At 71.1% G+C, this 18,258-nt stretch carries 18 protein-coding genes; 9 read left to right on the forward strand and 9 right to left on the reverse strand.

Annotated features, from left to right (window positions below; all coding sequences use genetic code 11):
- Position 1: 1 nt before the first annotated feature.
- From QDS12_RS11130 to QDS12_RS11150, 5 genes are all read right to left on the reverse strand, one after another.
- Positions 2-868, reverse strand: a complete 867-nt coding sequence (locus QDS12_RS11130; protein ID WP_279879054.1) for an amino acid ABC transporter permease — start codon at positions 866-868, stop codon at positions 2-4.
- Complete coding sequence (locus QDS12_RS11135; protein ID WP_279879055.1) at positions 865-1,518, reverse strand: amino acid ABC transporter permease; 654 nt, start codon at positions 1,516-1,518, stop codon at positions 865-867. The genes QDS12_RS11130 and QDS12_RS11135 overlap by 4 nt, the downstream gene beginning before the upstream one ends.
- Before the next feature lie 120 nt (positions 1,519-1,638).
- Complete coding sequence (locus QDS12_RS11140) at positions 1,639-2,526, reverse strand: glutamate ABC transporter substrate-binding protein (protein WP_279879056.1); 888 nt, start codon at positions 2,524-2,526, stop codon at positions 1,639-1,641.
- 29 nt (positions 2,527-2,555) lie between these two features.
- Positions 2,556-3,317 (reverse strand): amino acid ABC transporter ATP-binding protein, encoded by a 762-nt coding sequence (locus tag QDS12_RS11145; RefSeq protein ID WP_279879057.1) that lies wholly within the window; start codon positions 3,315-3,317, stop codon positions 2,556-2,558.
- A gap of 76 nt (positions 3,318-3,393) precedes the next feature.
- Positions 3,394-3,741 carry a hypothetical protein gene (locus tag QDS12_RS11150; RefSeq protein ID WP_279879058.1) on the reverse strand — a complete coding sequence of 116 codons (348 nt, stop codon included), beginning with the start codon at positions 3,739-3,741 and terminating at the stop codon, positions 3,394-3,396.
- Positions 3,742-3,798: 57 nt separating this feature from the next.
- Between QDS12_RS11150 and miaB the strand changes: the two genes are divergently transcribed.
- Positions 3,799-5,283, forward strand: coding sequence for a tRNA (N6-isopentenyl adenosine(37)-C2)-methylthiotransferase MiaB (gene miaB / locus QDS12_RS11155; RefSeq protein ID WP_279879059.1), 1,485 nt, complete (start codon positions 3,799-3,801; stop codon positions 5,281-5,283).
- On the opposite strand, the gene QDS12_RS11160 is transcribed toward miaB, so the two are convergent.
- Both QDS12_RS11160 and QDS12_RS11165 read right to left on the reverse strand, forming a co-directional pair.
- A complete protein-coding gene (locus tag QDS12_RS11160) occupies positions 5,280-5,627 on the reverse strand; it encodes a hypothetical protein (RefSeq protein ID WP_279879060.1) in 348 nt (115 codons plus the stop codon). The two genes, miaB and QDS12_RS11160, sit on opposite strands and share 4 nt — an antisense overlap.
- Positions 5,628-5,804: 177 nt before the next feature.
- Positions 5,805-6,008, reverse strand: coding sequence for an antitoxin (locus tag QDS12_RS11165; protein ID WP_279879061.1), 204 nt, complete (start codon positions 6,006-6,008; stop codon positions 5,805-5,807).
- A 61-nt stretch (positions 6,009-6,069) separates the two neighbouring features.
- Between QDS12_RS11165 and miaA the strand changes: the two genes are divergently transcribed.
- Genes miaA through dapF form a run of 5 tightly spaced genes read left to right on the forward strand, consistent with a single transcriptional unit; the run spans position 6,070 to position 10,969 of the window.
- Positions 6,070-7,029 carry a tRNA (adenosine(37)-N6)-dimethylallyltransferase MiaA gene (gene miaA, locus QDS12_RS11170; protein WP_279879062.1) on the forward strand — a complete coding sequence of 320 codons (960 nt, stop codon included), beginning with the start codon at positions 6,070-6,072 and terminating at the stop codon, positions 7,027-7,029.
- 19 nt (positions 7,030-7,048) lie between these two features.
- Positions 7,049-7,594 (forward strand): dihydrofolate reductase family protein, encoded by a 546-nt coding sequence (locus QDS12_RS11175; protein WP_279879063.1) that lies wholly within the window; start codon positions 7,049-7,051, stop codon positions 7,592-7,594.
- A 31-nt stretch (positions 7,595-7,625) separates the two neighbouring features.
- On the forward strand, positions 7,626-9,482 hold the full coding sequence (ggt, locus tag QDS12_RS11180; RefSeq protein WP_279879064.1) for a gamma-glutamyltransferase: 1,857 nt from the start codon (positions 7,626-7,628) through the stop codon (positions 9,480-9,482).
- Positions 9,483-9,500: 18 nt separating this feature from the next.
- Complete coding sequence (locus tag QDS12_RS11185; RefSeq protein ID WP_279879065.1) at positions 9,501-10,133, forward strand: pyridoxamine 5'-phosphate oxidase family protein; 633 nt, start codon at positions 9,501-9,503, stop codon at positions 10,131-10,133.
- Complete coding sequence (gene dapF / locus QDS12_RS11190) at positions 10,133-10,969, forward strand: diaminopimelate epimerase (RefSeq protein WP_279879066.1); 837 nt, start codon at positions 10,133-10,135, stop codon at positions 10,967-10,969. The genes QDS12_RS11185 and dapF overlap by 1 nt, the downstream gene beginning before the upstream one ends.
- A gap of 7 nt (positions 10,970-10,976) precedes the next feature.
- On the opposite strand, the gene QDS12_RS11195 is transcribed toward dapF, so the two are convergent.
- A complete protein-coding gene (locus QDS12_RS11195) occupies positions 10,977-11,924 on the reverse strand; it encodes an alkaline phosphatase family protein (RefSeq protein ID WP_279879067.1) in 948 nt (315 codons plus the stop codon).
- 36 nt (positions 11,925-11,960) lie between these two features.
- On the opposite strand from QDS12_RS11195, the gene QDS12_RS11200 reads away from it, so the two are divergent.
- Positions 11,961-12,737: an SDR family oxidoreductase gene (locus QDS12_RS11200; RefSeq protein WP_279879068.1), complete on the forward strand. Its 777-nt coding sequence runs from the start codon at positions 11,961-11,963 to the stop codon at positions 12,735-12,737.
- On the opposite strand, the gene QDS12_RS11205 is transcribed toward QDS12_RS11200, so the two are convergent.
- Complete coding sequence (locus QDS12_RS11205; RefSeq protein ID WP_279879069.1) at positions 12,718-15,828, reverse strand: hypothetical protein; 3,111 nt, start codon at positions 15,826-15,828, stop codon at positions 12,718-12,720. The two genes, QDS12_RS11200 and QDS12_RS11205, sit on opposite strands and share 20 nt — an antisense overlap.
- A gap of 317 nt (positions 15,829-16,145) precedes the next feature.
- On the opposite strand from QDS12_RS11205, the gene hflX reads away from it, so the two are divergent.
- Together hflX and QDS12_RS11215 are read left to right on the forward strand one after the other, a co-directional pair.
- The gene (gene hflX / locus QDS12_RS11210; RefSeq protein WP_279880422.1) at positions 16,146-17,495 is read left to right on the forward strand and encodes a GTPase HflX; all 1,350 of its coding nucleotides are present in this window, start codon (positions 16,146-16,148) and stop codon (positions 17,493-17,495) included.
- Between the two features lie 54 nt (positions 17,496-17,549).
- Positions 17,550-18,233 (forward strand): SGNH/GDSL hydrolase family protein, encoded by a 684-nt coding sequence (locus QDS12_RS11215; protein ID WP_279879070.1) that lies wholly within the window; start codon positions 17,550-17,552, stop codon positions 18,231-18,233.
- The last annotated feature ends 25 nt before the right edge of the window (positions 18,234-18,258 follow it).

Genomic DNA, 18,258 nt, shown 5'->3' on the forward strand with positions numbered 1-18,258 from the left:
CTCAGACAGTGCTTCTCTGCGTCTCCGCACCCGCGGTCGAGATCGCGGTCATGCCGACGTCGAGCGGCTTCTTCTCCCCGACCAGCCTCCGCTGTGCCCAGGTCGCGGCGAGCGTCAGCAGCAGGTTCACGGCGATGTAGAGCGCCGCCATGACGATCGCGGTCTGGAACTGGTTGTGGAACTGGTTGTAGATCTGCTTGCCGACGAAGGTCAGGCCGGGCGCGGCGACGTACATGCCGAGGCTGGTGTCCTTCACCGCCACCACGCACTGGCTGATGAGCGCGGGCAGCATGATCTTCACCGCCTGCGGCAGCAGGATCGAGGTCATCACCTGCGTCTTGCGGAGGCCGATGGCGTACGCCGCCTCCGCCTGTCCCTTCTGGACGGCCTGGATGCCGGCTCGGAAGACCTCGGCGAGAACGGCGCCGTTGTAGAGCGTCAGAGCGATGACGACGCTCCCGAGGCGGCCGAACTCGTCGTGGGTGATGCCCCAGTAGAAGAACACGAAGATCATCAGCAGCAGCACGGGCACGGCCCTGAAGAACTCGACCACGAGCAGGCAGATCCACCGGAGCCAGGCATGGTCGGAGAGCTTGCCGACGCCGAAGACGACGCCGAAGACGATGGCGAAGAGCACCGATGCGAACGCCATCTCCAGCGTCTTCAGGAGCCCGTCGACGAGCAGCGCGCGGACGTACTGCGGGGTGACGAAGGGCTCCCACAGGTGGTAGGCCAGAGCGCCCTTGCTGTTGAGGTAGGCGATGAAGCCGACGACCGCGGCCACGATGGCGACGGCCGTCACGACCGTGTAGAGCCGGTGTCGGGCGCGCGTCCGCGGGCCAGGCGCGTCGAAGAGGACGGTGGTCATCGGGCCGCCTTCCAGCGCCGCTCGAGGCCGAAGGAGCCGAGCGAGAGCACTTCGACGAGGATGATGTAGCCGATCGCGAAGACGATGAAGATCGTGATCGTGTCGTCGGTGTAGCGGTTGGTGAACCACCGCATCCGGGCGGTGGCCTCCATCAGGCCGAAGACGGCGGCGACCGAGGTGTTCTTCGTCATCGCGATCAGCGTCGAGGCCAGCGGCGGCACCGACGCGCGGAACGCCTGGGGCAGCACGACGTGGCGCAGGTTCTGCCCGAACGTCATGCCGATCGCGCGCGCCGCCTCCGCCTGACCGAGCGGTACGGCGTTCACGCCGGCGCGCAGCGACTCGCACACGAAGGCCGAGGTGTAGAGCGTCACCGCGATCACGCCCTTGACCAGGAACGGCGTGTGCACGAACCAGCCGAGGTCGGGCGCCGCGATGAAGATGAAGATGAAGATGATGAGCAGCGGCGTGTTGCGCAGCAACGTCACGTACGTCGTCGCGATGCCGCGCAGCACGGCCACCGGCCCGATCCGCATCGCGACCAGCAGGGTGCCGAGCACCATCGACGCGATCCCCGACAGGACGGCCAGCTGGATGGTCAGCCAGAACGCGCGGAGGACCAGGTCGAAGTTGTCGAGGATCTCGCTCAACTCATCACCTTCCGAGAGTGTCTCGATACGCCCCGCTCGTTCCTCGCGGGGCTGCTCGACCGGCGACCGCCGGTCGAGCAGCCCGAGCGCCGGCGAGGACGTATCGAGACCGGGTGGGGATCACGCGGACGGGCAGGCGTCCATCTGCGGCGGCTCAGGGGTGTCCACGCCCGACTTGCCGAGCGTCGCCTCGAAGGCCTTGGCCCAGTCGCCGTCGTCCTGCGCCTTCTTGATCGTGTCGACGATCCACTGGCACATCTCCGGGTGGTCCTTGCTGTAGCCGACGCCGTAGCGCTCCTCGGAGAACGGGTCGACGACCACCTTGAGCTTGTCCGGGTTCTCGGCGGCGTACCCCATGAGGATCGCGCCGTCCGTCGTCATCGCGTCGACGGTCCCGTTGAGGACCTGGTCGACGCACTCGGAGTAGGTGTCGAAGCCGCGCGGCTTGGCACCCTTGGCCTCGATCTGGTCCAACGACGTCGAGCCGGTGACCGAGCAGACCTGCTTGCCCTTGACGTCGTCCAGCTTCGAGATGTCGCTGTCCTTCTTCACCAGGAGCTGCTGGCCGGTGACGTAGTAGGGGCCGGCCTGGCCGACGATCTTCTGCCGCTCGGGGGTCATCGAGTACGACGCGATCACGAGGTCGACCTGGCCCTTCTGGAGGAACGGCTCACGGTTGGCCGAGATCGTCTCGGTCCACTCGACATCGTCCGGCTTGATGCCGAGCGAGGCGGCCAGGATCTTGCCCATCTCGGGGTCGAAGCCGCTCGGGATCTTGTCGGTCGCGCCCTTGAAGCCGATGCCCGGCTGGTCGAACTTCACGCCGATCTTGATCTTGCCGGACTGGGCGAGCTCCTTCATCCGGCTGCCGTCGGCGAAGCTGTCGGCGGCGTTCTCGCTGACCTTCACGTCCGGACCGCTGTCGCTGTTGTCGTTCCCCGCGTTGCCACAGGCTGCGAGCCCGAGCACCAGGAGGGTCGCGGCGGTGGCCGCCTTGATCCTGGTCATGCGCATCCTCTGTCTCCTTGTGTCGTTGATCAGTGCTTGAGGATCTTGGAGAGGAAGTCCTTCGCCCGCTCGCTGCGCGGGTTGTCGAAGAACTCCTCGGGCGTGTTCTCCTCGACGATGCGGCCGTCCGCCATGAAGGCGACCCGGTCCGCGGCGGTGCGCGCGAAGCCCATCTCGTGGGTGACGACGACCATGGTCATGCCCTGCTTCGCCAGGTCGACCATGACGTCGAGGACCTCCTTGATCATCTCGGGGTCGAGGGCCGAGGTCGGCTCGTCGAAGAGCATCACCTTCGGCTCCATCGCCAGCGCGCGGGCGATCGCCACGCGCTGCTGCTGACCGCCGGAGAGCTGGGCGGGGTACTTCTCCGCCTGCGCACCGACGCCGACCCGGTCCAGGAGCTCGCGCGCCTTCTTCTCGGCGTCAGCCCGCGACTGCTTGCGGACCTTCATCGGGCCGAGCATGACGTTCTCGAGGATCGTCTTGTGGGCGAAGAGGTTGAAGCTCTGGAACACCATGCCGACCTCGGCACGCAGCTGCGCCAGCGCCTTGCCCTCCTGGGGCAGCGGCTGGCCGTCCAGCGTGATCGTGCCCTTGTCGATCGTCTCCAGGCGGTTGATCGCGCGGCACAGCGTCGACTTCCCCGACCCGGAGGGCCCGATGACGACGACGACCTCGCCGCGGGCGATCGTCAGGTTGATGTCCTGCAGCACGTGGAGCTCGCCGAACCACTTGTCCACGTGGTCGAGCGTCACCAAAGGGCCACGGCCGACAGTTCCGAGCTCTGTCATGGCGGTAGACCCTACCCATACTGAGGAACGCCTTAACACGACGCATAGGCGATCGATCGTTCGAACAGTCGCAGACTCAGCGTCGCGGGCGGCTCACGGCGACGACCGCGAGGGCCACGGCGCCGACGACGGCAGCGGTCGCCGTCCAGGGCGGAAGCGCCCCGGACGTACGCCGGCCACCGAGTGCCCGGCTCGACTGGCTGGACGCCACGGCGCCGTCCGACTGGTGCGCGAGCACCGAGCCGCGCGACTGGAACGACCAGAGCGAGCCGAGGGACATCGACGAGCCGATCGAGAACGCCGACGCGAACGACCCGACGCTGCCCACCGACGCGCACGAGCCGACGCTGCCGATCGACAGCACCGACCCGCGCGACCAGAGCGAGAGCATGGAGTCGGTGGAACCGATCGACCAGCCAGCCATGGACCCACGATCGCAGATTCCGGCGGCGTCGGCGGGTCGCCGTACGCTTTTCCCGTCATGACGCGCACGTATGAGGTCCGCACCTACGGGTGCCAGATGAACGTCCACGACTCCGAGCGGCTCTCCGGACTGCTCGAGAACGCGGGCTACGTCGCTGTCCCCGACGGGGAGCAGGCCGACGTCGTCGTCTTCAACACGTGCGCCGTGCGCGAGAACGCCGACAACAAGCTCTACGGCAACCTCGGCCACCTCGCGCCGGTGAAGGCCAAGCGCCCGGGCATGCAGATCGCCGTCGGTGGGTGCCTGGCGCAGAAGGACCGCGCCACGATCACGAGCAGGGCACCGTGGGTCGACGTCGTGTTCGGCACCCACAACATCGGCTCGCTGCCCGTCCTGCTCGAGCGCGCCCGCGTGCAGGAGGAGGCGCAGGTCGAGATCCTCGAGTCGCTCGACGTCTTCCCGTCGACGCTGCCGACCAAGCGCGAGTCGGCGTACGCGGCCTGGGTGTCGGTCTCGGTCGGCTGCAACAACACCTGCACGTTCTGCATCGTCCCGTCGCTGCGCGGCAAGGAGAAGGACCGTCGACCCGGCGAGATCCTCGCCGAGGTGAAGGCGCTCGTCGCCGAGGGCGTCTCCGAGGTGACCCTGCTCGGGCAGAACGTCAACGCCTACGGGGTGGAGTTCGGCGACCGGCAGGCGTTCTCGAAGCTGCTCCGTGCGTGCGGTGAGATCGAGGGCCTCGAGCGGGTCCGGTTCACCAGCCCGCACCCGGCCGAGTTCACCGACGACGTCATCGAGGCGATGGCGGAGACGCCCAACGTGATGCCCTCGCTGCACATGCCGCTGCAGTCGGGCTCCTCGAAGGTCCTCAAGGACATGCGCCGGTCCTACCGGCAGTCGAAGTTCCTCGGGATCATCGAGCGGGTCCGCGCCGCGCTGCCCGACGCCGCGATCACGACCGACATCATCGTCGGCTTCCCCGGGGAGACCGAGGAGGACTTCCAGGAGACGCTGAAGGTGGTCCGCGAGGCGCGCTTCTCGAGCGCATTCACGTTCCAGTACTCCAAGCGCCCCGGTACGCCGGCCGCCGACCTGCCCGACCAGATCGAGCCGTCGGTGGTGGCGGATCGCTACCAGCGGCTCATCGAGCTGCAGAACCAGATCTCCTGGGAGGAGAACCAGAAGCTCGAGGGCCGTGTCGTCGAGGTGCTGGTCGCCGAGGGCGAGGGCAGGCGCGACGAGGCGACGGGCCGGCTGTCCGGGCGCGCGCCCGACAACCGGCTCGTGCACTTCTCGTCGGCGCTCTCTCCGCTGGTCGAGCGCGTCGAGATCCGACCGGGCGACATGGTGACCGTGCAGATCACCCGGGGCGCGCCGCACTACCTCGAGGCCGACGGTGCGGTCCTCGCGGTGCGCCGCACCCGGTCAGGTGACGCCTGGGAGGCGCGGCACGCGGCACCGACCGCTCCCGCCGGCGTCTCACTCGGGATGCCGACGGTCGGCGTACCGGCGCCGCTGCCGGACGCTCCCGTCTGCGGCTAGGTGTCCGAGGACCGCGGGTCGAGCGAGGGGTAGCCCGCCTTCGGCTCGAGACCGACCGGGTTGGTCTCCTCGTTGCCGGGCCGTTGCTCCGGTGGGACGTCGGTGTCGCCGTCGTTGTCGACGGAGGTGTCCTTCACGCCGTCCGTGGCGTGCTGGCCCGGTCCGGTGTGACCGACACGCTCGCTGCTCACGCCCATGCCGCTGCTCTCGTCCCCGCCCGTCGGCGGGTTCGAGGCGCGGATGTCGCGCACCACGCCCGTTCCTGCATACGGCGGTGCGTCGGGGCCGCCGGGCTCCGGCTCCCCGGGCTCCGCCGCGGGCCGTGGCTGTGGACCCAGATCCATCGTGTGCCTCCCTCGTCGAACATCACTTGCTCCGACGACCGGTAACCGGTCGAGCGGTGAGGTATGGCACTGAGGGCCCATTGGGGCGCGATTGACTGCCGTGGCCGGTGAGGCGCCCCGTCGGTCACGCCGTTCCCGCCCGCCCCAGAAGGTCCGCGGGGGCAGGGCGGAGGTCGGTCAGCGGATGTCGTCGTCCTTGCCGTCGAGCCCGTCGAGCGCGTCCTTGGTCCGGTCCGCGCCTTGGTCGAACTGCCGGCTGTGCTTGCCGCCGGTCTTCTCGTCGGCGATGTCGGCCGCCTTGTCGACGCCCTGGCCGACCTTCTCGCCCTGGGTGTCCACGCCCTTCTTCAGTGCGCCCTTCGCCTTGTCCAGGAAGCCCATGTCGTTCCCCCGTCGGTCGGTGGCTCCGAGCGGAGCCGGGCCGTTTGAAACACTAGTCCTCATGGCGGTGGGAGGGCAGGGCGTCGGCGACGCGAACGCGATCCCGGTCGTCGCCGTGGTCGGCGCCACGGCCGCCGGCAAGACCGGGCTCAGCCTCGACCTCGCGGAGCGGCTGGGCGGCGAGGTCGTCAACACCGACGCCATGCAGCTCTACCGGGGGATGGACATCGGCACCGCCAAGCTCCCGCTCGGCGAGCGTCGCGGCATCCCGCACCACCTGCTCGACCTGCTCGAGGTGACCGAGCCGGCGACCGTGGCGGAGTACCAGCGACTGGCCCGCACGACGATCGCCGACCTGCGCGGCCGCGGGTGCACCCCGGTGCTGGTCGGCGGCAGCGCCCTCTACACCCGCGCGGTCCTCGACCGGTTCGACTTCCCCGGCACCGACCCGACGGTCCGCGAGCGGCTCGAGCGCGAGCTCGAGGAGCACGGCGTCCGCCCGCTCTTCGAACGGCTCCGGCAGGCCGACCCGGTGGCGGCCGGCCGCATCGAGCCCGACAACGGCCGCCGCATCGTCCGCGCACTGGAGGTCATCGAGATCACCGGCGCTCCGTTCAGCGCGCGGCTCCCCGTGCAGGAGTACGTCGACCCGCACTCGATCCAGATCGGCGTCGACATCGACCGGGAGACCCTCGACGCCCGGATCCTGCAGCGCGTCGAGGAGATGTTCGACGCCGGCTTCGTGGCGGAGGTCGAGAGCCTGCTCGACGAAGGCCTCGCGCGGTCGCGCACAGCGGCCACGGCGATCGGCTACCGCGAGGTGGCGGAGCACCTGGCCGGCGTACTGACGCTGCCGGAGGCGAAGCGGCGCACGGCCGTGAAGACGCGGCAGTTCGCCCGGCGCCAGGACGCGTGGTTCCGCAAGGACCCGCGCGTGGTCTGGGTCTGGTTCGACGACCCGGGCCGCGTCGACAAGGCGATCGAGGCGATCGAGGCGGTCGAGGCGGTCGGGCAGGCCTGAGCGGGTGCACCCTGGTCCCATGGTGACCGCGTACTTCACCGCGAGCAGTCTCGACGGCTTCATCACCGACGAGCACAACGAGCTGGGCTGGCTGTTCAAGCAGCCGATCGACGCCAACGGCCCCATGCACTACGGCCCGTTCATCGATGGCGTCGGCGCGCTCGTCATGGGCGCCACGACCTACCTCTGGATCAAGGAGCACCACGTCGACGCCGGCGACGAGTGGGGCTACTCGCAGCCGGCCTGGGTGATGACGCACCGCGACCTGCCGGTCGTCGAGGGCGCGGACGTGCGGTTCCGGCGCGGGCCGGTCGCGCCGGTGCACGCAGAGATGACTGCCGCCGCGGGCGGCAAGGCGCTCTGGGTGGTCGGGGGTGGCGACCTGGCCGGTCAGTTCGCCGACGCGGGGCTGCTCGACGAGGTGTGGGTGCAGTACGCCCCGGTCACGCTGCGTGGTGGCGCCCCGCTGCTGCCGCGGGCGCTCGACCTCGAGCTGCTCGAGATCGCCCGCAACGAGGCGTTCCTCTGCGGTCGTTACCGGGTGGTCGATCAGATCGACCGTTAAAGAACCGGTCCCGCGGGGCACTGGAGATCCCATGCGTCACCGGATCCCCACCGTCGCGATCGCCCTCGCCGTCATCAGCTCGACCAGCCCCGCGCTGGTCGCACCCGGATTCGCCAGCGCGCGCGCCGCCGCGGCAGCGGCGGTGAGGCAGGCCCCGAACGCGCCACCGAAGATCCCGACGAGCGTCGGGCGCGGCGGCGCGATCAGCACGGTCGACCCCGACGCGACGCGGATCGGCCTCAGGGTCCTGCGGAACGGCGGCAACGCGGTCGACGCGGCCGTCGCCGCGGCCGCGGCGCTCGGCGTCACGGAGCCCTACAGCTCCGGCATCGGTGGCGGGGGCTACTTCGTCCACTACGACGCGAAGACGCACAGGATCGGCACCATCGACGGTCGCGAGACCTCGCCGCACGGGATGAGCCATGACGCGTTCATCGAGCCGAAGACGGGGAAGCCCTACAACTTCACCCCCGAGCGCGTCTCGAGCGGGGTGGCGGTCGGCGTGCCCGGGACCCTCAAGACGTGGCAGCGGGCCCTGCACCGCTGGGGCACGCGCAGCCTGGCCGGGTCGCTGAAGCCCGCCACCCGGCTCGCCCGGAAGGGCTTCGTGGTCGACCAGACCTTCCACGACCAGACCGCCGACAACGAGAAGCGGTTCGCGCAGTTCCGGCCGACGAAGCGGCTCTTCCTCAAGGGCGGGCACCTGCCCCGCGTGGGCAGCCGGTTCCGCAACCCGGACCTGGCCCGCACCTACGACCTGATCGCCCGTCGCGGCGTCGACGCTCTCTACCGTGGCCCGCTCGCCGGGCAGATCGCACACACCGTCCAGCACCCGCCGACGGTCCAGGGCGCGACCCTGCCTGCCATGCCGGGCACGATGACCCGGCAAGACCTGCGCCGCTACCGCACGATCGACCGGAAGCCGACCGAGGTCGGCTACCGCGGCCTGAAGGTCTACGGCATGGCGCCGTCCTCCTCCGGCGGCTCCACCGTGGGCGAGATGCTCAACATCCTCGAGCGCTACAAGCTCGCGGGCATGGACCCGGGCGCGCTCTACCACCACTACATCGAGGCCTCCGCGCTCGCGTTCGCCGACCGCAACGCCTACGTCGGCGATCCGAAGTCGGTCCACGTCCCGCTGACCGACCTGCTCAGCGACACCTATGCAGCCGAGCGGGCCTGCTCCCTCGACGAGCACCAGGCCGCGCAGAAGCCGGTGGCGGCCGGCACCGTGTCGTCGTACGACGGGAAGTGCGGCACGGCCGCCGCCCGCGGCCAGGCCGGCAGGGAGACCGAGAACGTCGAGACGACGAACCTGACCGTCGTCGACCGCTGGGGCAACGTCGTCGAGTACACGCTCACCATCGAGCAGACCGGCGGCTCCGGCATCGTCGTGCCCGGCCGTGGCTTCCTGCTCAACAACGAGCTCACCGACTTCAGCGCCGCCTACGACCCGAAGGACCCCAACCGCATCGAGGCGAACAAGCGCCCGCGCAGCTCGATGTCGCCGACCATCGTGCTCGAGGGCGACCGGCCCTGGCTCGCGCTCGGCTCGCCCGGCGGCGCGACGATCATCGACACCGTCAGCCAGCTGCTCGTGGACCGGATCGACCGCGGCCTGACGATCGCCCAGGCGATGGCCGAGCCGCGCGTCGCCAACACCAACACGCAGGTGAGCACGGCCGAGCCCGCCTTCATCGCCGAGTACGGCGCCGCGCTGGCGCCGTACGGCCAGCAGCTGAAGGCGTCCGGCGACACGTTCACCGGCGCCCAGGAGATCGGCGCGGCGACCGCGATCGAGATGGGCAGGCACGGCCAGCTCACCGCGGTGGCCGAGCCCAAGCGCCGCGGCGGCGGCTCCGCAATGGTGGTGAAGCCGCGCCGCTGACCCCCGTACGATCAGCGGGTGACCGCAGCGACCTGGACCGAGATCAGCACGCTCGACGAGCTCGTCGGCCTGGTCGGGGAGCCCAACGAGCGGGCCCGCACCAAGGGTCGCGAGCGGCTGCTCCAGGTCGACCGCGACTGGTTGGCCGCGACGCCGTTCTGCGTGCTCGCCACCGCCGACGCGGACGGGCGCTGCGATGCCTCGCCGAAGGGCGACCCGGCCGGCCGGCTGGTCCACGTCATCGACGACACCACGATCGCGATCGCCGAGCGGCCCGGCAACAAGCGGGTCGACGGCTACCGCAACGTGCTGGCGAACCCCCACGTCGGGCTGGACTTCCTGATCCCGGGCCGCGGCGACACGCTCCGCATCAACGGCCGCGCCCGGCTGGTGTCCGACGCACCGTTCTTCGACGAGATGATGGTCCGGGGCAAGCGGCCGGTGCTCGCGCTGGTCGTCGAGATCGAGGAGATCTTCTTCCACTGCAGCAAGGCGCTCCTGCGCAGCGCGCTGTGGAAGCCGGAGACCTGGGCGCCGGACGCCCGCGTGCCGCGGCGCGCCGTCATCGCCAAGGAGGTCGAGAACGCCCCGGGCACGCTCGAGGAGCTCGAGGCCTACTACGGCCCGTCCTACGAGAAGGGCCTCTACTGATGGCCTATCCCTTCCTCAAGGGACACGGCACGGAGAACGACTTCGTCCTCCTGCCCGACCACGACGGCACGGTGCACGGCGAGCTGGCGGCCGAGCGCGTGCGAGCGCTGTGCGACCGCCGGGCCGGCATCGGCGGCGACGGCGTGCTGCGTGTCGTCCGCAGCAGCGCCCACGCGCCGGAGTACGCCGACCGGGCCGAGTGGTTCATGGACTACCGCAACTCCGATGGCTCCACCTCCGAGATGTGCGGCAACGGGATCCGGGTCTTCGCCCGCCACCTCGTCGACGCGGGCCTGGCCGACCCGGCCGGCGGTATCCCGATCGGCACCCGCGCGGGCCTGAAGACGGTCTACGTCGACGGCGACCAGATCACCGCCGACCTGGGCACGCCGCAGCTGTTCGGCTCGTCAGCGGTCTCCGTCGGCGACTGGACGTGGAGCGCGCGCCACGTCGACATGGGCAACCCGCACGCGGTGGTGTTCCTCGACAACCCTGCCGACCTCGACCCGCACGGGCCGGTCGGTCCGCTGCTCGACCCGCCGGAGCACGACGAGGACGTCTACCCCCACGGCGTCAACGTCGAGTTCGTCGTCCGCGTCGCCGACCGGCACGTCCGGATGCGGGTGCACGAGCGGGGGAGCGGGGAGACCCGGTCCTGCGGCACCGGCGCCTGCGCGGTCATGGTCGCCACGGCCGACGCCGACGGCGCGGCCCGCGAGACGCCGTACGTCGTCGACGTTCCCGGCGGCCGGCTCACCATCACGTGGACGGCCGACGACCGGGTCCTGCTCGCCGGGCCGGCGGTCGTCGTCGCGGAGGGTGTGACCGACCTCTGACCGCCGACTACCGCACCGGGACGCCGAACGCCTTCGCCAGCGACGGTGCCGTGCGGGCCTGGCGCAGGTGCCGGACGTGCAGGACGTCCTCGAGGAAGCCGGCCAGCGAGTAGTGGCTGAGCGGGGTCCGGACGACCTGGGGGCGCTGGTCGGGGGTCGCGACGACGGTGAGCACCTTGTTGCCGCTGTGCCTGTCGTCCTCGTCGGCAGTGACGACGATGGCCAGCCGCCCCGCCCTCCAGTCGGGTCCCGCCGTGAGCACGTCGATCTGGTGGGAGATCCAGCTGTCGGCCTGGGCCAGGGTGCCGTCGTGGGCGTCGTCGATGACGTCGGGGATCACGAAGCCGACGTTCGGCAGCGCCCCGGTCGCGGCGTCGTGGGCGAGGCGGGTCGCCGGGACGTCGTACCGGCGGCACGCGGCCCGGTCCTGGGCGGAGGAGAAGTAGGTCCACGGGTTGTGCCGGACGGCGTAACGGCCGCTGTTGGTCAGCGTGCAGGGTCGCGGCATCGACTCGGCGTACACCTTCGCGGTGTGGCCCGAGCGGCGCGCCTGGCGGAAGACGTTGTTGCCGGTCAGCCGGTGCGCCGAGGGGTTCGCGTCGTCGGCGACGCCGAGGGTCGACCCGGCCGCGATCGCGATGTAGTTGGGCAGCGACGGGTGCCGGGTCGCCCGGTAGCTCGTGGCGTAGGCATGCCTCGACGCGAAGCCGTAGGTCTTCGGCATGCCCGCCCGCATCTGGGCGAGCGAGTGGTTCTCGACGACGAAGACGAGCACCTTGGTGACTCCCGACCCCTCCCGCGACGGTGGGGCCGAGGGCGTGGGCGTCGCGACCGAGGGTGACGCTGCGGTCAGCGACGCCTTCGCCTCCGGGGAGGGTCGGTCGCTTCCGCCGCACGCGGCGAGGAGCGGGCAGAGGAGGGCGGTGAGCAGGAACAGGGGGCCGAGACGTCGCACCTGGGGACGGTACCCGCTCCCGTTAGAGTCCCGCCCATGGATCTGACCAACAGCACCGCCATCGTGACCGGCGGCGCCAGCGGCATCGGCGCCGGCTGCGCCCGCGCCCTGGCCGCCCGGGGCGCGACGGTGATCATCGCCGACCTGCAGGCCGACAAGGGCGAGGCCCTCGCCGAGGAGATCAAGGGCGTCTTCGCCCAGGTCGACGTCACCAACACCGAGCAGATCACCGCCGCGGTGGAGCAGGCCGCCTCGATCGCCCCGCTGAAGGCCTGCGTCAACTCGGCCGGCATCGGGAGCGCGATCCGCACGATCGGTCGCGACGGCCAGATCGACAGCGCCTTCCCGATCGAGAGCTTCAAGAAGGTCGTCGAGATCAACCTCATCGGCACCTTCGACGTGGTCCGGCAGGCCGCCACGGTGATGAGCCGCCACGAGCCCGACGCCAACGGCCAGCGCGGCGCGATCGTCAACCTGGCCAGCGTGGCCGCCTTCGACGGCCAGATCGGCCAGGCTGCCTACTCCGCCTCCAAGGGCGGGATCGTCGGCCTCACCCTGCCGCTGGCGCGCGACCTCGCTGCGGTGGGCATCCGGGTCAACACCGTCGCGCCGGGCCTCATCGACACCCCGATCTACGAGTTCGTGCCGAACCCGGCCGAGTTCAAGGAGAACCTCGGCCGGAACGTCCTGTTCCCCAAGCGCCTCGGCAGCCCCGACGAGCTCGCCTCGATGGTCCTCGAGCTGATCACCAACGACTACATGAACGGCGAGACGATCCGCGTCGACGGTGGCATCAGGATGCCTCCGAAGTAGACCGCTGCGCCGTCACGCCGTCGCCGCCCGGCACCGGGAGCACGTACTCAGGCGGCGACGGGCTGGCCGCGAGGATCAGTCGCAGCTCGGCGTACGCACGGCTGGCGTAGTCCTGCTCGCACGGTCGCGACCGGCCGAGCTGGTCGACCAGGCTGACCAGCTCGGCCAGCACCCAGTCCTCGGTCGGCGCGTCCGACCCCGTGCTGACATGCTCCGCGCACCAGCTCCGGAACGAGTCGTACGTCGGGTGCTCGGCCATCCGCGCGGCGAGCACGCTGCGCGCCCGCAGCACCATGCGGGCGTTGTAGCGGCCCAGGTCGCGGTAGGCGGCGAACTGGGCGACGTGGAAGAACTGGTCGACCGTGCTCACCCGCGGGAAGGTCGGGTCGACCTCGCGGTAGGCGAGCAGCTGCGGCGGCATGTCCTGGGTCAGCGCCGGCTTGGTGTACCAGAGCAGGGTCAGGTGGTCGCCGTCGCCGACCCGGCGGCGCACGACGCCCACGTTGACCGAGCGGCGCGAGTAGTCGCGGCCAGGCGTCGGGAGCGGGTCGCTGCGCAGGCAGTCGAGGTTGAGCACGATGGTCGCGCCGCACTCCAGCTGGGCCAGGTCGATGGCCTTCGAGATCGACTTCGCCGTGTTGCCGGGCCCGGAGTCGGCGTCGACGCACACGACCTCCCGGTAGAGCCGGTCGCGGAGCAGCTCCACGAGGCCGGTGTTCTCCCAGTGGCCGCCGTCGGTGACGTAGACGTAGAGGTCGCTCGGCTCGTGGAAGCCGATGAACTCCTTCAGCAGGTAGCCCAGCCCGGGTCGGGGCAGCGACACGTGCGCCGCGGCCAGCTTCTCGGCGTAGCGCGGGTTCGGGATCCACATCCCGAGGCGGACGTTGAAGAACGCCAGCAGCATGCTGACCGGCCCGATCTTGAACCTGCCCATCGCCGGCGACACCGCGGCCGAGGACAGGCCCACCGCGAGCATCGTCGTCAGCCGCGGCCGGAGACCGGTCCAGAAGCGCCGCCGCTGGTGGCGCATCAGCTCGCTGATCGACGCTGTCGACGCGGCGTACTGCTTCCACCGGCCGTCGCCCTCGAGCGGGACGTACATCCGGACGTCCTGCGGGTCGAACGTCACGCTGAGCGCCGGGATGCCGGCGTGGGTGCGGATGCTCCTACCGGTGACCGTCGCCGACGCGCAGATCGTCAGCGGCGTGCCCTCCATGCGGTCGTCGCGCAGTGTGAGCTCGTGGAGGAGCGGCTCGGGACGGCGGCCTTCCACCGCCCCGCCGCCGTTGTCGTAGGGGCGGGCCACGACTCGCGCCTCGTCGTCGACCTGCGGCCGGTAGGTCGCGAACGCGGCGCGGATCTTGCCGCGGTAGAACGCCGCGAGCGACCAGAACTCGATGGCGCCGAGGAAGTGGATGACCAGCAGGCCGACCACGACGACGAGCATCAGCTCGTAGTGCCGCTGCGCCGGGTCGGCGGTCATCCCGTCGAGGGTGAAGAGGAGGGCGACGTACGCGAGCGCGAGGCCGAACAACGTCCCGCCGATGGCGGGCGCGAGGTTGGCGAGCGGCTTGCGCAGCAGGCGGAGCACGGCGGCGCCGGAGCCGAGCCAGCCGACGACCGCGACCAGGCCGGTGATCAGGGCGTGCGCGCCGAACGGGCGCCAGAGCAGGTCCATCGCCGCCGGGATGCCGGCCAGCAGCACCGCCAGTGTGGCCGCGAGCGCGAGCCCGCTGTAGCCGACGAGCTTCGGGACCGCGAGCCAGGCGGGCGGGACGGCCGCGCCCCTCACCTCGGCGACCTTCGCCGCGAGGACCCAGACGAGCACGCCGAGCAGCCCGATCGCGAGCCAGCCGAGCACCGGCCAGCCGGGTCGGCTGGTCGCGGTGAGGCAGCCGTGGTTCGCGGCGAAGTCCAGCCCCCGCGTGCTCGAGCGCCAGCCCGGGCAGGCGAGGGCGTAGTACCACCGGTAGGTCCAGCCGGCGAGCTGCGCGGCCGTCCACAGCATCGCCAGGAAGACGAAGCCGTTGAACACGATGCCGGTGATGACGGTTGCGAGCACGCCTGGCGTGCGCTCCGCCCGGTCCAGTCGCACCCGCTCGCGGGCGCCCTCGCCGTTGACGTCGGTCATCGTGTCGCGGGAGCTGCGCCGTGGGGTGTTGGACAGCAGGTAGCCGAGGTTGGCACGCAGGTGGCGCTCCTCCGGCCCGGGCTCGTTGCCCGGCAGGTCGGTCCAGGGCGCCGGCTCGCGGTGCTGCTCGTCCAGGCTGCGCGCCAGGCTCCACCCGCCGGTCATGTAGGACCCGCCCGACACGGCCGTCACGGACCTGGCCCGGGCCCAGCCGAGACCCGGACCGGTCTCCTCGAGGGCCTGGAGCGCTCCGAGGCTGATCGAGGCGGCCCGGATCCCGCCGCCGGAGAAGGCCAGCCCCAGCTCGTCGTGCCGGGTCTCCCGCTCCGCGTGCTTGACGACGCCCGGGTCGTTCTCGTCCCCGGTGCGGTCGGCGTCGTGCAGCGCCTCGGTGATCGCTGACCCGGTCAGTGCCGACATGAAGCCCGCGACCGCGTAGCCGACGACGCCCAGCAGGACGAGCAGCCCGCCCCAGGAGGCGACCGCCGCGATCTGCCAGCCCAGGAGGAAGCCGCCGTGGATCTGCTGGAGCAGGACCACGTCGGCGACGACGTTGAGGCCGCCCGCCGCCAGCGCGGCGAGGGCCAGCGGCACGACCCAGTGACGGATCGTCACGGTGCGGAAGTAGCGGCCGGCCAGCAGCACCGCCAGGGCCAGGAAGGCCGCCCAGGCGAGCGCGAACGGGATGTCCCACCAGAGCGCCTTCGTCATCGAGGTGAGTGGGTACTGGCCGCGCACCCACTGATGGGCGACCGCCGCGGAGCCGGCTACCGAGAGTCGCAATCGGTCGGGAAGCGCTCGGTCTCCGGGGTCCGCAGCGGCGCCCGGCCAGGCGAGGAGGGCGACGACGGCGAAGAGCACCGCGAGGACGACGTACGCCGTCCGGCGCCTGCGGGGGCCCGTCACGGGGTCCTGCAGACGCTGGTAGATCCGGTCCGGCGTCCCCTCGGTCGTCGTCACGAGCCTGCCCTCCCTCGGCTCGTCACGGCGGTCCCCAGGGTCCGGTGGTGCCACCGTGGCATCTTCCGAGTGTGAGCCCGTTGCGGCCTGGGGTGCATAGCCCGAAATGACTAGGTGGGCGCGGGGCGTCCTCCGGCGGGGTTAAGCGTTCGCCCGGCGCTGGCAGGCCGCCGTACCCTTGTCCTTGTATGACGAACGCACCTGACTTCAACCTCCGCGACGAGCTGGAGGACACCGCCGACTGGGACGACGACGAGACGGTCGTCGACATCGACGCGACCGGCGACGACCCCGAGGACGACCCGACGATCGGGGCCATGGAGCTCGCCGAGCGGCACGCGCTGCGTCGCGTCGCCAGCCTGCGCACCGAGCTCGAGGACATCACCGAGGTCGAGTACCGCCAGCTGCGCCTCGAGCGCGTCGTGCTGGTGGGCGTCTGGACCGAGGGTACCGTCGAGGACGCCGAGAACTCCATGGCCGAGCTCGCACTGCTCGCCGAGACCGCCGGCTCCGAGGTGCTCGAGGCGATCTTCCAGCGCCGGCAGGCGCCCGACCCGGCGACCTACATCGGCCGCGGCAAGGTGGAGGCGCTCGGCGAGATCGTGCAGGCCACCGGCGCCGACACGGTCATCTGCGACGGTGAGCTCGCCCCCTCGCAGCTGAGGAACCTCGAGGACAGGCTCAAGGTCAAGGTCGTCGACCGGACCGCGCTCATCCTCGACATCTTCGCCCAGCACGCGAAGTCCAAGGAGGGCCAGGCGCAGGTTGAGCTGGCCCAGCTCAACTACCTCAAGCAGCGACTGCGCGGCTGGGGTGGCAACCTCTCGCGCCAGGTCGGCGGCCGGGCCGCCGGTGGCGTGGGCATCGGTGGCCGTGGCCCCGGTGAGACCAAGATCGAGACCGACCGGCGCCGCATCAACAGCCGCATCGCCAAGCTCAACCGTGAGCTGCGCGAGATGAAGGGCACCCGCGACACCAAGCGCGCCTCCCGGCAGCGCCACCAGATCCCGGCCGTCGCGATCGCCGGTTACACCAACGCGGGCAAGTCCTCGCTGCTCAACCGGCTGACCGACGCCGGCGTGCTCGTGGAGAACGCGCTGTTCGCGACGCTCGACCCGACCACCCGGCGTACGACGACCGCCGACGGCCGCGTCTACACGATGTCCGACACCGTCGGGTTCGTGCGCCACCTGCCACACCAGCTGATCGAGGCGTTCCGCTCGACGCTGGAGGAGGTCGCCGATGCCGACCTGGTCCTGCACGTCGTCGACGGGTCGCACCCGGACCCCGAGGGTCAGCTCTCGGCGGTGCGTGAGGTGTTCGCCGAGATCGGCGCCGCCGACGTACCCGAGCTCGTCGTGATCAACAAGATCGACGTCGCCGACCCGCTGGTCGTCCAGCGGCTGCTGCGGGAGGAGCCGCACAGCGTCGCGGTCTCCGCCCACACCGGCGAGGGGATCGCGGAGGCGCTCGCGGCCGTCGAGGCCGACCTGCCGCACCCGGCGGTCTCGTTCGAGGCGCTGCTGCCCTACAGCCGCGGCGACCTGGTCAACAAGATCCACCAGCAGGGCGAGATCGACGAGATGGAGCACACCGCCGACGGCACGCTGGTCAAGGGTCGCGCGACCGAGGCGCTGGCCGGCGAGCTCGCCGCATACGCCGTCTAGGGCATTTTCTCGATCTTCATGCGCAACTCATGAACCGAGCGGATCATTGACGCCGTGCCTCGCGCTCACAGCCGGGCCGCTGTCTCGGTCTTCCTCGCTCTCGTCCTCGCCGCCGGGCTCGTGCTCGCCGGCCTGGTCGTGCTGCGTGGACGCGCGGAGGCTTCCCACGCCGCGGGGTGCCATGCCTTCTCGGCAGAGCACGCCACCCGGCTGCGGCACGTCTCCGGCTCGGGCCGCAGGATCGTCGTCATCGGCGACTCCTGGTCGGTGGGTTACAAGCTCACGAACCCCGAGCGGGGCTGGCCCTCCCGTCTGCCCGGCCGCGTGCGGGTCGACGGCTTCTCCGGCTCCGGCTTCAGCGCGCACGCCTCGCCGTGCGGTGCCGTCTCCTACGCGACCCGCACCCGCACGACCGATGGCGCCGACCTCGTCGTGGTCGAGGGCGGGCTCAACGACTACGACCAGCCGTACGCGGCGGTCCGGAACGGCTTCCGGCTGCTGATGTCCCGGCTCGGGGGACGTGACGTGGTCGTCTTCGGCCCGGCTCCGGCGCCCCGGCGGCTGGCGGGCGCCCGCCGCGTGGACGGCTGGCTGGCATCGCTGAGCAAGGCGGCCGGGGTCGACTACGTCTCGTCGATCCGCCTCACCCGGCTGTCCTACCTCCCCGACCGGCTGCACCTCACGCCCGCCGGACACCGCGCCTACGGCGACTGGGTCGCCCGGCACCTGCCCGCCTGACCCACACGTGTCCGCCGCCCGCACG

The sequence above is a fragment of the Nocardioides sp. CER19 genome (assembly GCF_029846275.1).
In the GTDB taxonomy this organism is placed as follows: Bacteria; Actinomycetota; Actinomycetes; order Propionibacteriales; family Nocardioidaceae; genus Nocardioides.